13 protein-coding genes are annotated in these 14561 nt (G+C 36.6%); 3 read left to right on the top strand and 10 right to left on the bottom strand.

The window, feature by feature from the left end; all coding sequences use genetic code 11:
• Positions 1–38: 38 nt before the first annotated feature.
• From ACJA3J_RS02695 to ACJA3J_RS02670, 6 genes are all read right to left on the bottom strand, one after another.
• Positions 39–1568, bottom strand: coding sequence for a multicopper oxidase family protein (locus ACJA3J_RS02695; protein WP_237648688.1), 1530 nt, complete (start codon positions 1566–1568; stop codon positions 39–41).
• Between the two features lie 24 nt (positions 1569–1592).
• A complete protein-coding gene (locus tag ACJA3J_RS02690; RefSeq protein WP_153464213.1) occupies positions 1593–1823 on the bottom strand; it encodes an SHOCT domain-containing protein in 231 nt (76 codons plus the stop codon).
• Between the two features lie 339 nt (positions 1824–2162).
• A complete protein-coding gene (locus ACJA3J_RS02685; protein WP_153464211.1) occupies positions 2163–3461 on the bottom strand; it encodes an APC family permease in 1299 nt (432 codons plus the stop codon).
• A gap of 169 nt (positions 3462–3630) precedes the next feature.
• Positions 3631–4515, bottom strand: a complete 885-nt coding sequence (locus tag ACJA3J_RS02680) for a multicopper oxidase family protein (RefSeq protein WP_406945443.1) — start codon at positions 4513–4515, stop codon at positions 3631–3633.
• 77 nt (positions 4516–4592) lie between these two features.
• Complete coding sequence (locus ACJA3J_RS02675; protein ID WP_153464206.1) at positions 4593–5321, bottom strand: sulfite exporter TauE/SafE family protein; 729 nt, start codon at positions 5319–5321, stop codon at positions 4593–4595.
• A gap of 211 nt (positions 5322–5532) precedes the next feature.
• On the bottom strand, positions 5533–5919 hold the full coding sequence (locus ACJA3J_RS02670; RefSeq protein ID WP_406945442.1) for a DUF302 domain-containing protein: 387 nt from the start codon (positions 5917–5919) through the stop codon (positions 5533–5535).
• 175 nt (positions 5920–6094) lie between these two features.
• Between ACJA3J_RS02670 and ACJA3J_RS02665 the strand changes: the two genes are divergently transcribed.
• Both ACJA3J_RS02665 and lgt read left to right on the top strand, forming a co-directional pair.
• Positions 6095–6847, top strand: a complete 753-nt coding sequence (locus ACJA3J_RS02665; protein ID WP_406945441.1) for a YwmB family TATA-box binding protein — start codon at positions 6095–6097, stop codon at positions 6845–6847.
• A 140-nt stretch (positions 6848–6987) separates the two neighbouring features.
• Positions 6988–7818, top strand: coding sequence for a prolipoprotein diacylglyceryl transferase (lgt, locus tag ACJA3J_RS02660; protein WP_406945440.1), 831 nt, complete (start codon positions 6988–6990; stop codon positions 7816–7818).
• A gap of 135 nt (positions 7819–7953) precedes the next feature.
• Here the strand turns inward: lgt and ACJA3J_RS02655 are convergent, their stop codons facing one another.
• The 3 genes from ACJA3J_RS02655 to ACJA3J_RS02645 form a co-directional block, all read right to left on the bottom strand.
• Positions 7954–8319 (bottom strand): hypothetical protein, encoded by a 366-nt coding sequence (locus tag ACJA3J_RS02655; protein ID WP_406945439.1) that lies wholly within the window; start codon positions 8317–8319, stop codon positions 7954–7956.
• A 364-nt stretch (positions 8320–8683) separates the two neighbouring features.
• Positions 8684–10144 carry a UDP-N-acetylmuramoyl-L-alanyl-D-glutamate--2,6-diaminopimelate ligase gene (locus tag ACJA3J_RS02650; RefSeq protein WP_406945437.1) on the bottom strand — a complete coding sequence of 487 codons (1461 nt, stop codon included), beginning with the start codon at positions 10142–10144 and terminating at the stop codon, positions 8684–8686.
• A 57-nt stretch (positions 10145–10201) separates the two neighbouring features.
• Complete coding sequence (locus ACJA3J_RS02645) at positions 10202–10822, bottom strand: C39 family peptidase (RefSeq protein ID WP_406945435.1); 621 nt, start codon at positions 10820–10822, stop codon at positions 10202–10204.
• Between the two features lie 107 nt (positions 10823–10929).
• On the opposite strand from ACJA3J_RS02645, the gene ACJA3J_RS02640 reads away from it, so the two are divergent.
• A complete protein-coding gene (locus ACJA3J_RS02640) occupies positions 10930–11133 on the top strand; it encodes a hypothetical protein (protein WP_406946254.1) in 204 nt (67 codons plus the stop codon).
• 894 nt (positions 11134–12027) lie between these two features.
• Here ACJA3J_RS02640 and ACJA3J_RS02635 read toward each other — a convergent pair.
• Positions 12028–14319 carry a zinc-ribbon domain-containing protein gene (locus ACJA3J_RS02635; RefSeq protein ID WP_406945434.1) on the bottom strand — a complete coding sequence of 764 codons (2292 nt, stop codon included), beginning with the start codon at positions 14317–14319 and terminating at the stop codon, positions 12028–12030.
• Positions 14320–14561: the final 242 nt, after the last annotated feature.

Genomic DNA, 14561 nt, shown 5'->3' with positions numbered 1-14561 from the left:
GATTCCCAAAAAGGAATCGTCTTTATTTTTGTTTTGTTTCATGGCTGGTTACTATTTTCCCCACCTAATCCAAACGGTGAATAAACACCCTCATAATCAACGATAGTCACCATTCCGCGATCAGCATGGTTATTATCGTGACAGTGAAATAACCACTCCCCCTTGTTATCAGCTTTAAAGTAGACTGTGTAAGTTTCACCAGGCTTCACATGAATTAAATCTTTAACGATCGGAGCATCATAAGGTTTCCCGTTTCTCGATTGCACTTGAAAACGATGCCCATGTAAATGCATCGGATGGTTAAGCATACCAGTGTTTTTGATTTTCACCTTGACAATGTCTCCTTCTTCTACGGAAATCATAGGGGTATCAGGGAAAACTTTATCATTAATTTGAAAGGCCATTCCTTCTCCCATATTCATCCCCATACTTAAATCCATTTGGTAAGAAACATCGGTTTCAGGCACCTTATCGAATAATAATTGTTCACTTCCTTTAGATGTGCCACTTCCTATGGAGGATGCAGTCTCTACATTCAAATCATTGCCATCTGACATGTTCTCTTTTCCATTGGAAACAACCGGGATTTTCATTTGGTCAGCATTTTGCAATTGAGGATCTTCTCCAATAACCTCTAGACCTTTCTTTTCTTTTGTATAGGCCACATCAATACGTTCACCAGGTGCAATTTCCAAAGTGTTTATTGATTCTCCAACTTGCTTCACATCTTCAGCATCCGTTGCTAATACCTTCATAGAACCTTTCGGAAAAACTAATCGATGTCGTTGATAACCAGCATTAACAAAACGCAAACGTGCGGTTTCTCCTGCCTCCAACTCTAATGGCTGAATGGCTGAACCCGATTTACCATTCACCGTTAACGTATCATACATCTGCTTTGTATCAGCTTCTCCGTCTCCAGACATGGACCCCATCATCATTCCACCCATATTCGATAAGCTTTGCTTCTCTTGATTCACAGCCCACTCATCTAGTATGAACGTTTTATCTTTTTCAAATTTCTTGCTTTTTTCTTCAATTACTAATGGTCCATATAGCCCTTTATCTACTTGCTTTGAACTATGCTGATGTGAATGATACCAATAGGTACCTGCATCGTTAGCTATAAACTCATAAGTAAACGTATCCCCAGGCTGAACAGCATCTTGAGTCAGCCCAGGCACCCCATCCATTTGGTTAGGCAAAATCATTCCATGCCAATGGATCGTCACAGGGACATCCAGTTGATTTTTCAAACGCACCTTCACATAATCCCCTTCAGTGACATGAATGGGCTCCCCAGGAACCTTTCCATTATACGTCCAGGCTTCCACTTCTTTGCTCTCATTTATTTTCCAGATTGTTTCTTTGGCTTTTAGTTCAAAGGTTTTGACAGGTCGATTTCCAGCTTTTTGTGTCTCCAGATCCATAATGCTTACCCCATCTTGTTGGACTCCTGCCGGTAAGGATTGCTGGGTCGAGCCTGAAAATGGAGATTGGAAAAACATCCATACTCCAAAACCTAATAAGACAGCTATAAGAATTGATCCAATGATCTTTCGGTTCATTTGTTTCACCTCTCCAGACTTTCACTACTGTTCTAGTTTCTTTTTTAATCGGTCGTATTCTTCTTCAGATATTTCTCCGTTTGCCAATCTGCGCTTTAAAGATTCTAAGGATCCATCTTGAGGAGGTTTTTTACTCGTATTTGGTTTCATCATCCACACGACAATTAAAATAATGGCCACTAAAATAATAAGACCTAATAATCCATAACCGAAAAAGCCGCTCCCCATACCGCTTCCGTTCATCATTCCATTCATAAACAATACCTCCTTTTCATTTTACATACCTATACCACGGACCGTATAAAATTAATCTGTTTAAAAACGTCGTTCTATTGTAAGTACGACGTTTTTAAATAATTCATTTGGTTTGGTTTCATTAGTGTTTAAATCATCTTAATTTACTTCAATGATTCATATATTTTGAAATACCGGAAAAAAACATAAGCACATTGAATGTAAACTTATTTCTAATGATAAAGTACACACGTGCATAATTTGTGCAGAATAAATTTTGTACACTCAACCAGTAAGAAACACCCTTCTATATTTTAATAATGGTGTTTTTATTGTGCTCTGTTTTATTAATGAATTGGCTCACTTCGCTGGTCTGTTCTTCAAAAACAAGTGTTCACCAATAAAAATTAATACAATAAATAATATAGAGACAGCTACGATCAACCAGTCGGTATTCAACTTCACCCATGTGAAAGCCAACAATACAATAGCATCTAACAATAAAGCAGTTAATACAATTCCGGAATTAGCATTAACTTTCTTTCGTAAATGTTTGAAAACTCCCCAGTGGACAATCATATCCATGACAAGATATAAAATAGCCCCTACAGATGCAATCCGAGTTAAATCGAAGACGACTGCTAGAAACATCGCCAACACCACTGTATATACAAGGGTGTGTTTTTGAACTCTTCCTGGCATGCCAAAATGCTTATGAGGAATTAATTTCATATCCGTAAGCATAGCCAACATACGTGAAACAGCGAAAACACTTGCAACAATACCTGAAATGGTAGCTATAATAGCAATAGCAACTGTGAACCAAACCCCGAAGTCACCAAAGGCAGGCCTAGCTGCTTCTGCAAGGGAATAGTTCTTCGCTTCAATAATATTACTCAAGGATAAATTGCTTGAAACAGCCCATGCTACAAGCAGATAAACAACAAGGCTAATTAAGATGGTAGCTATGATCGCTCTTCCAATATTTTTCTTTGGATTCACAATCTCTGAACCGCTATTAGTAATCGTTGTGAAACCTTTAAATGAAAGGATGGTTAAAGCTATAGCAGCAATCATACTAGCCACCGTCGAATCAGGCGTACCGCTTCCTCCCCCTGCTGGAACAACAGAAAAACCGGCCACCCATAATCCTCCCATAGCAAACACGACTAAACCTATTATTTTTAGGAGGGAAATAATGGACGTAAACGTTTGAATAAAGCTATTACCCGAAATATTTACTATAAAAGCGAATAAAAGCAATCCTACACCGAGAACAGGAACAAGGAAGCTCCCTTCATCTATATTAAATATTTGCAAAGTATAAGTTCCAAAAGTCCGGGCCACTAAACTTTGATTGATCACCATCGATACGGCCATCAGCATAGCAGCTGAAGCAGTCAATGTACCCTTTCCATAAGCTTTTACTAGGAACATTCCTATTCCACCAGCAGAAGGATACTCATTGCTCATTTTAACGTAAGAGTAAGCGCTAAATCCTGTCACTATCCCCCCTACAATAAACATGAGTGGAAACCATGTTCCAGCTAATTCTGCAATCTGTCCTAGTAAAGCAAAGATTCCCGCACTTATCATAACTCCTGTTCCAAGTCCTATTGCCCCTATAAGCGAAAGGCTATTTTTTTTATACTCTTCCATAAAATCACTCCTTTGACACAGTCTACTTACCGTAACTACCCATTCTTTGTGCAGATTTTATGCATTTTCCATATCTGCCATTCATAAATCCAATACTTTATCGTAAAAAGAAGAATGATACCTATTTAATCAGGCATCATTCTTAAAATAGATTGAACATGAATTTTTATCACTTTATATACTTCAGTGATGTCATCATACCTCCGTGCCCCTCTGCGTGATTATTTGACATATGATGTGGCGTGTGACAATGAAACGGCCACTCCCCTGGATTATTTGCGTCAACTATCAAGTCAAAAGTTTCACCCGGTGACAAGGTAACGCTGTTCCTCTTCATTTTCATTGCATCCGGAAGTGGATTTCCATCTTGGTTTTCAACTTCGAACTGATGGCCATGGATATGCATGGGATGGGGGCTGTGACCAATACTTCCTAGCCGGATTCTCACCTTTTCCCCTTCTTCTGTTTCCATCGGGCTAACATCAGGAAAGCAACGTCCGTTTATGGTGTAGAAATTAAATGCGTGGGAGTGTGGGTTTATTTCATATGTTCCTTTTTCCACACTACCATGCTCTAAATCCTTTAAAGCAAATTCTTGCAATAAAAGGAAATAATCATGCTCAACAGGATCATTTTCCTCTTTGATTATGAAACCTCCTCCAAGTCCCATCATTTGCTGTTTCATTGAGTTGTAGTGAGAGTGATACATATGGGTGCCTGGGGCATTCATTACAGTAAATCGATAATCATAATACTGTCCTGGCTTTATCTTAGGAGAAGGTTGTAAGTTCACACTACCGTCCATTTCTACTGGAATATCCAGTCCGTGCCAATGGACACTGGTTGACTCCGGAAGCTCATTATTCACCCTTATGTTCACTTGGTCACCCGGGTTTACTATGATAGTTGGCCCTGGTATAGAACCATTATAACCCCATCCTTCAATAAACACTCCGTTCAACAATTCTTTTCGGACTGGTTCAGCTGTTAGCTCAAAATATTTTATCCCATCCTTTTTCTCCCCATAAAGTTGTTGCTGATCTGGTGTATGCATTTAAAATACCTCCCTGTAGTATTTATCCTTTCCATAACCTCATCCTTACTGTATTAAACCTAGAAAGCCATGTTTGTTCACCAATAAGTTAAAGCATCCAAAATACCAACCGCAATTAAGATCCATCCAGCAGCTTTCTGAACTAGCCCACCAATCTTTCGCCCTTTTTTCATGAATGATCCTCCTAAATTGAAGTACCAAATTAGGAAAATGGAAACAATTAAAGGAATAGAAGTTCCCACTGCAAAAACGGAAGGTAGCACCGCCCCGTATGACGTAGATAAGACGACCGGCATTAACGTCATAAAGAACAAAATAAACATAGTTGGACAAAAAGCCAGAGTAAAACTCACGCCCATAAGAAAGCTTCCCCAATAACTATCTCTCAAAAATCTTTCGGGAATTTCAGCTAATTTTATACTCCATCTCATACGGAAAATGCCCAGCATGAATAATCCGATGACAATTAGAAACGGACCAATCATTTTCCTAATAAACGGTATGTACGAGGTTAAACTGGACTGAATTTCTTTTCCAAGCATCCAAACGATTAACCCTAAGGTGGAAAATACGAAAATTTTCCCTATGATAAAGAGCAAAACATGAAGCCAGGGTACGTTGGATTGCAATGATCGATTCCCATAAATAGTTATGGCTCCAATATTACCTGTAAATTGACAAGGTGCTATGGCTCCCACTAAACCGAGTAAAAAAGCAGAGAGAAGAGGAACACCTTCCCACTGTAAAGCTAAGTTAAAAAAAGGTTGACTAAAGACATTACTTATTTCACTAAAAAATTGATACATCCCTTACCTCCACGCTTTAAAGTCATTTAGAATCTTCAACATGTGCGCACTAGTAAACGTCCTTCATAACGTTCAAATAAAAAAATATTTTTCTAAAGTCTCTTTTCACCCTACATTGATGTTGTGCAGATTCTGTGTAAATTTCAATATTATTTTAGGACAGAAAAAGCCACCCATAATAAATGGGCGGCAATCTATTTTATCTTTTTTATTAAATTGCTTTTTCAATCGATGATTGCAAGCGCTGTTCAACATCTTCAGCAATTTCAGCTAATTTTTCATCATCAGCCAACCCAATTAATTTTGTTGGTTTCGGCATACCTACTTTCACTTGTCCTTCTTCTTCATATACGACTATTTTACACGGAAGAAAATAACCGACCATTTTGTTCTCCTGAAGGACACGATCCGCTTCAACTGGATTACAGACTTCTAATACTCTATAAGGAGTATTAAATTCCATCCCTTTTTCTTGTAACTTACCCGTTAAATCAAAGTTCCAAAGAACACCGAATTTTTCTTCTTTTAAAGAGTTTTCCAGAGAAGAAATAACCTCATCTACGGTTTTGGATGTTTCTTTCGTAAAATCAAATTGCATACCTTCCACCTCTCTTAATTTTTCATTCTATTATACACATACCCAGTTCCGTATAAACAAAACTAAAAAAATCTTCTTCTAAATCTATTAAGCTATGACCTTAATGTATAAACTGTAACCTAAGTGTCAATTATAGGTGATATATACAAGCTATTAAGATTAAGGGAGATTAATTATGAAGGTTCATAATCAGATTTTTCTGGATATCATTACTATCGGGTTGTCTTTTTCCCTCATATTTTTTGGATTATCCTTTCATATAATTTCAGCACGTGCATTCGAATTCCCGAAAGAACTAGTAACGTTAGTAAAAGATGATCAAGAGACTGGTTCTATTCAGTACATTATTTCTCACAGTAACAAGGAAGAAGTATACATGAATAAAAAGGATTTTTTTCAAAAAGCCTCTAAACTAGAGGATGCATTTACAATTACTTTATTACAAGTGGGGCATGATAACGGTCATCACATTTTAGAATTTACAGGCGAAAAAAAGTTATCGAACAGTGCCTACCTACAAATGAAATGGGTGGGAGTAGAAAAAAAAGGTTTAGACCAATATGAAGTGTACTTATTAGTAAAGATAAAGGGGCAGTGGGTTGATGAGCAGAATGCTCTCAAGCGTTGGAAAACGTTAAAACACCAACTAGGTATTACAGGCTTTTCTCCAAAATTGAACCTTATGATTGAAAAAAAGTTCTACAAAAGAGTACCAGAAGAAAGATTAGATAAATATGCTAAACTTCTCGTTGAGGAACTGGATGGAAAAATCACAAATAAATACTCCGATAGCAGCCAAACAATTTTGGAAGGTTACTCTCCTCTGATTAAGGATACAGCCGAGACAGCTTTTCCAAAAAACAATGTGCAATTGGCCATTAGCAATAAGGCTATTCAAGTGGGCTCTCCACTCCTTGTTCTAAATTAATTTCAGAGCATATTATATTTCTATAAAACTAGTATAATCCTTCATAGAATATTACTAAGTTCTCCACAATTTCTTGATAATTTTTCTTCATCTTTAAAGTGAACAGAACTATATTCTACATTCATGAAGGAGGAATTTAGGTGAATTATGAGGCCGAACCTTTAAGTCGAGTATTTATCGAATTGGGGCCTTTAACTATATATTGGTACGGTATCATCATTGCTGCTGGGGCCTATTTAGGATTGGTTCTCGCTCTACGAGAAGCAGAGCGTATTGGTGTAAGCAAAGAAACATTCGTCGACCTGGTGGTTTATGCAATTCCAATTGCAATATTATGCGCACGAATCTATTATGTAGCATTCGAGTGGGAACGTTATGCTGAGAGGCCTCTTATCGACATAGTTGCAATATGGGAAGGTGGTATCGCCATTCATGGTGCTATAATCGGAGCCACCTTAACAGGTTTGATTTTTGCAAGGGTGCGTAAGGTTTCTTTTTGGAAACTCGTAGATATTGCTGCCCCAAGTATTATTCTGGGTCAAGCAATTGGACGCTGGGGGAACTTCATGAACCAGGAAGCACACGGGGGACCTGTATCTGAAGAATTTTATAATAATTTCATGCAACACTTGCCAAATTTCATTATCAACCAAATGGCCATTGATGGTATTCTATACCATCCAACTTTTTTATATGAATCTTTGTGGAATATTACAGGATTCACCCTATTAATAATACTTAGAAAGTACAATCCAATTAGAGGAGAGGTTTTCTTAAGTTATGTCATCTGGTATTCATTTGGTCGTTTCTTTATAGAAGCGATGCGTACAGATAGTTTATATATGATTTGGAATCTTCGCACTGCGCAAGTTATCTCTGTTGTGCTCATTGTTTGGGCTATTTGTACAATCATCTACCGTCGTTATTACCTTAAAATAAGAGTACATTATAATAGAATAGATCAAAAATAACTTGTAAAGACCAGTCACTAACTTATATTAATTTATTTCGCCGCCTAACTTTATTTATAAGAGGGCGGCCATATTTATGTGGAAATAATCTTGTAATTCTATATGAATTACACACATTGTAAAATTGTGTGTTATTTAAACTAAATATTTCAATAAAAGCCACCCTAATGAAATAAAAACACCGAATGACATAAGCAGTATGGTTATTAGGATTCCGATTTCTCTTTTACAATACCATAAATATTCATAATAATTTATTTCGCCCTTTTCAAAGCGTAATCCATTCAGATTTGATTTTATAGAGTAAAGTTTCCCATCATCGTCTGATAAGATTATTTTATCAATTAAAACAGTGGAATTTAAAAATTTGAATTCAGTATTATTCTGGACTAATATAGACGTTCCGTCAGCCAAAATTAACTTAATCGGTTTATAGATTGAATTTTTCTGAATTTCTATAAAGCAGCCTTTTGCCTGTTGTTCAATTGCACCGTTGTCCAAACACACCATGATCACCTCTGCATTATTTTATTTCAAATTGGAAAATACGTGAATCTTATCTAAATCCGCTACTAAAATAATCAACCCTTTTATAAAAAAACATAACAGAAGGCGGCAAACTCCTTATCATAAGGAGCTTTATTACATTCAACAAAGCACTCTTAATATCCTCTCACAAGTTTCATGACTCGTAAGAGGATATTAAGAGTTACAGCGGGATTTAAATATCCATTCATTTTCATTTGTAGAGTTTATCTAATAGCATGGAAGATATTACAGTAAGAGCATGTCAAAAGTTATGTTAAACATCTTATATAATCAATAAATATAGTTCAGTTAAGAAGTCGCTAACACTTTAATTTTGTTATTCTTCTTTTTCATTTAAAAAATACAACGCAGCCTCTTCATCATCTTGAACAGGATAATAATAACGTTGTTGGTACTTTTCATACCCTTTACCTGTAATGAGAATCCAGTCTCCTGTTTCAGCCATATTTATGGCACTTTCAATTGCTAATGTACGATCTGTTATCACCTTTCCCTTTTCGTTCCCATACTTTTCTTGAAGTCCAATTAAAGTATTCTTCATCTCTATCTGGGAAGCAGAGTTAAGATCATCGAAGGTAAGGATATAACAGTCACTCATCTCAGACGAGATCGATATCATCTCCCTTCTTTTGGTAGGGTCTCTGTCCCCTCTAAATCCAAATACATGAATAACCTTGTTCGAAACCTGCTCTCTCACTGTATTCAAGCAGTGAAAAAGAGCATCGGGAGTATGAGCATAATCAATGATCAGGGTAGCTCCATTATTAAGATGTTTAACATTAAATCTGCCCTCTACACCTTCAAAACGTTCAATCGATTGGACAATACCTTCTTTCTCAACTCCTATTTGTTTCGCTGTCCCATAAGCTATCGCGATGTTATACATGTTGTGAAGTCCGTACAGCAAAGGTTTTATGGAAATTATTTCGTTATTTTCTTTCAAAAGTAAACTCCTTGGGTTAGAAGTATAGCTTTCCAGTTTCACATCCCTTTTCCCATATTCACCTATGGTTATCGTGGGTACACCATGACCCACAAGCTGACTTGCCAATTTCCGGCCCCAATAATCATCCGTGTTAACGATAGCTTTTCCTTCTCCTTTCAACATCTCAAACAGCTTTCTTTTAGCTTGGAAATAGGCTTCCATAGAACCATGATAATCTAAATGATCGTGAGAAAGGTTGGTGAATAAAGCATAATCGAACAAAAGCCCTTCAATTCTATGCTGTGTTAAAGCGTGGGAGGATACTTCCATGACCACCACATCATCTTTACTTCCGGCTAATAGTCTATTTATTTCTAGTAAGTTAGGTGTGGTATTGATTGTTGGATAAACCTTTCCATTAATAATGTTTTTTGTGCTACCGAAAAAAGCACAAGAAGATCCATTATTTTCTAAAATATGTGTTATAAGAGAACTGGTGGTGGTTTTACCGTTTGTACCTGTGACGCCTATTAGTATCTTGCCATCTGTAGGAAAGTCATAATAATGGTCACTAATCAACCCTAAAGCTTTACGACTATTCTCCACTTGAAAATAGGGAACAGATAAATTCGGCCACTTTTCTTCCCCGATGATCGCACAAGCTCCATTATCAATCGCTTGTTGAATATAAAGATGTCCGTCCTGTTGATATCCTTTGATTGCAACAAATAGATATCCTTCCTGGACATCTTGTGATTTATAGGATATTCCCCTTATAATCGTTTTGGAGTGTTCCATTACACTGTCTCTTGTCTCAATATTCAGGATGGACCCTACTTCATGAAGTTCCATTCTTGTACTCCTTTAAAATCATTATCTTTTTTTCTGACATATGTTTGCTAAATACATTCACGACTTTTGTATAATTACGGCTCTACTACCCATTTCTTTGTAACTTTTAAATAGTTTCTCTTCATCATAGACCACTTTACCCTTAAGTGGATTCATTACATGTATCTTACCATTCTCCCATCCAGTTAATACCATAGCGTGTAAATTAGTATAAGATGAATGGAATTCTTCTGTCCCATACACATACCACCCTCCACTTTTAACAGGAGTTGAGAGATCTAGCGTCGTCCACACCATAACAGGAGTGCCGGTCTCAATGTAATTCAATATTTCTTCTTTAGAGCTACCGCTGACTTTCTTTGCAGTCAAATTTTTATCCGTGGAGGCTATTAGCTGATTTGCTGCGTCGACAATCGGATCCTCAAAAACATACCATCCACTATTTTCACTTCGAGGGTTACCTCCATATGCCTTATCAGGGTCAGCCCCAAACCGCTTGCCTTCCTTGTAGCTAAGTGGTTTTTTAATGAGATAATCATCGGACATTTTACCTTTTGTTACATCAATGCCTTCGTAGTTAAGAATTGATGTAATCGAAGTTATTTCACATCCATTTGGTAATTCAGGCTCCTGCATAACTGTAGGAAAGTCTAAAAAGTTGGGTTTCCTGTCACACACGGATAGTGAGGTTCTAATCCATGGGTATGAAGAATATCGTATTATTCATGGAGGTCCAGATTCATCAGGAGTGTTTTTAGACGAAGAAGCGCTTCCGGCGATTAAGTATTATTGACTTAGACCATGGAAGCCAGCCGATTTATAACGAAGATGGATTACTCGTTCTGATATATAATGGGGAAATTTATAACTTCCCTAAGCTGAGTCATTTGTTCTATAACCACCAAATCGTTATTTGTACTTCCAATAAATCCTGTAAATCCACACATTTCCCCTTCTCCTCCACTATTTTACTAACATTATTATTCTAATGGAAAAATATTGAGAAACTATGAAGAAGGGTGAATTATTTGAGTGGTTTTTTATTTTCATCAACCACTGTTACCTTCCCTCTTTCTTCAATGGTTCTCCTTTACGCTCAAGATAGTCTATGAGATCCACATTATGAGCAACCTCCACTTGGTCCGCGCTTACATGTTTGGCCATGCACTTCCTCCTTTCTAAAATTAGCTATAAAAAAAGACAGGGAGATAACTCCCTGCCTATCGTTCAACCTCTACTTTTTCTTTTTGCTTTTCTTTTTGCTGAGAAGCCTCTTTATTCTCCTTTTCATTTTTCATTTCCGATGAAGTACTATTTCTTTCTCTTCCTAGATCTCTCGATCCAACTTACTTTCGATTTGCGATAGTCGCTGCTCCCCACGATCCCGTCACAATTTTTACTAAAATAAAAATTAACATCCAATATGCCACCACTCTGGTCTATCCAAATGAAAAAAGCCTCGCAAAAGTTCAGTGAACTAATGAGAGGCTTTTATTTTTGAATGACAAAAAGTATGTCAATTAGTGATAATGACGGGCAATAAACCCTTTCACAACAGGGTTTTGGGCGTTATTACATCATGCCGCCCATGTATTCACCTCAGTAAATAAACGAAAATAGCATCTAATTAAAGTGACAATCACAACTTTCCTTAGACCCACGTTCATTTCAAATTTATTAAGTCATGAACTTAAGTGAGCAGTAGTATGTCAAAAAGTATGTCATTTTCATTTATTAAATAATATTTTTGAATCTATTGTTTTTTGCTTTAAGTCATGGTGTTTAAACCCGTATTACTAAAAATGACGCTTAATATTCTTCCCTTCTATCCTTTTGTTAGAATAAAAAAACGAGGCTTTATTTACCCCGTTTTTTTATTCAATTCATTTTTTATTCTTTTTTAATCGGTGGCAATCAGGGCAGCCACTCCCTCGGGTACGAGAATTAATAGTTGCTTGCCACTCATGTCCATCACTGCATACCCACCATACTTTCTTTGTGGAACCATACATTACGTCCGTTGGTTTCAATGATCCATTTTTAATATAACTCCATTGATTTGATAACGTAGGGTGAGTGGTTAATAAACAGTTATCTAGACAAACTTTTCTATTAGCGCAATAAGGACACCCATTTTTATTACTAGTCCTACTATTAACTGTTGCTTGCCATTCATGATTTTTAGAGCACTTCCACCACACTTTTTTTGTACTCCCGTACGTTACCTTTTTGGGAGAAATAATATTATTTTGAGGATGCCACTCTTTCACTAAGTCTGGATGCGTGGAGTATAAACTATTCTCAAGATTTACTTTTCTTCCTGAACAATATGGACAACCTTGATTTCTATTAACCCTATGGTGAACAGTACTTAGCCATTCATGGTTATTTTGGCACTTCCACCACACTTTTTTTAATGATCCAGGGACTACATGATGAGGTGTCAACTCTCCGTTTAATGTGGGATGCCATTCACTAACTATGTTAGGGTTTAATGCAAACAGTGAATTATCAGAATTAACTTTTCTATTAGCGCAAAAAGGGCAACTAGATTTTTTTGTTACTCTGTCACTAATGGAAGCTTTCCATTCATGATTTTTACTACATTTCCACCACACTTTTTGTTTTGAACCTTTCAATAACATATAGGGCTCCAAATCACCATTTTTCTCAGGATGCCACTGTTCCACTAATAAACTTATATCACCAACTGTCTTTTCTAATGGAATAACGCCCATTTGTTTCACAATTGATCCGTAGTCTCTTTCTATATCAATTGAGATTGAATGTTTCGGAGCAATTAAATTGAATAATTTTCGTGTAGCTTCTTCAATATTTATAAAGTCGCTATCATTTTTTATAGGAATCACAATAGAATCATACATAATAATTTCTGGCGCATTTGGATTTCTAATTCGAATTAATTTAATACCACTATCTCTTAATCGTTTGTTTTTTTCTTCATCACGTTTTATGTTTTCTGTCTTACTATGATAATACAGCCCATCATACTCGATTCCTAAGTTAAGAGAAGGTATAAAAATATCTAATTCTACTTCACCATCCAGGCGAAATCTATTTGCTGCATCCTCAAAGACCTGTTTCACATAATAGTAAACCGCTTGTTCACTAAAGGAAGTAGCTCCATAACACCTTGGACATCTTGACCTTTTATGCACTCTATTATTAATAGAAGCTTTCCATTCATGACCTCTATCACATTTCCACCAGACAACCTTCATCGAACCTGGCAAATAATTTTCAGGTTTTTCTCCTTCATTTTTACCATAATTCCATTCACTAGAAATCGAAGGGAATGTATGCTTTATAGAATCTTCAAGCAGAACCCTTTTCCCAGTACAATATGGGCAACCATTTCCTCTTACTCGATTACTGATTCTACTGTCCCACTCGTGTCCACAACTACCCTTCCACCAAACTATTTCACTTGATTTAGGTGTAAAATCAGTTGGTAACAAACCAGCGTTTTTTTGCTGGTGCCATTCTTTTGCCAACTCTGGGCAAGAAATTAAAAGATTGTAATTGTTTGATGCCTTCTTTTCCAAACAATAAGGACAACCTATGCCAGAAGTTCTTTGTTTAACAGTCGAGTACCATTCGTGACCTTTTTTACAAATCCACCATACTTTTTTTTCTGATTTAGAAGTAACTTCCTCAGGTCTTAACGTTTTGTTTCTTTTATAATTCCATTCTTTGGATTCCTCTGGAAATAAAAATTTTAAGTTATTAGTAGGAGATGCATACCTTCCAGAACAATAAGGACATCCATAGCCTCTAGTCCTTTCTGATACTGCCGTTTTCCATTCGTGATTGTTTTCACATCTCCACCATATCTTTTTACCTGACTTTAAAGAAACATCTTCAGGTCCTAACGGTTGATTCTCAGTAGGATGCCACTCTTTGGCTATCTCTGGTGCTTTTTCAAGTAGACTATTCTCTTTAGATACTTTATTTCCTGTACAGTAAGGACACTTTGTCCCCTTCACTCGGTCATAAATATTAGTTTTCCATTCGTGACCTTTACCACACTTCCACCAAACTCTTTTCTTTGATCCATATGTAAAATCAGATGGTTTTAAATCACCATTTTTGTTAGGGTGCCACTCTTTAGCTACTTCGGGATTCACTTCGGATAGCATTTTTGATAATGTCAAATCTCCACCCCTATAAAATCACATTATTGTTATTTTTTTCTATTATAACATTTACTGTGATCATGTACTTATATAATAGTTAACTTCATTTAATAAGACATGGACTAGTTTTATGTAACACAATAACAAACCCTTAATTAAATTTTGGCGGGGAGATGTATTAATAGTGTTCTGCATTAGTCGATCTTGCGCGATCGTACCGTCTCCAACAGCCCTCTAAGGTTGCATCTTGCACAATTTAT

This window comes from Halobacillus sp. SY10 (assembly GCF_045401165.1).
GTDB classification, from domain to species: Bacteria; Bacillota; Bacilli; order Bacillales; family Halobacillaceae; genus Halobacillus; species Halobacillus aidingensis.
This window is presented reverse-complemented; position numbering and strand designations above follow the sequence as displayed.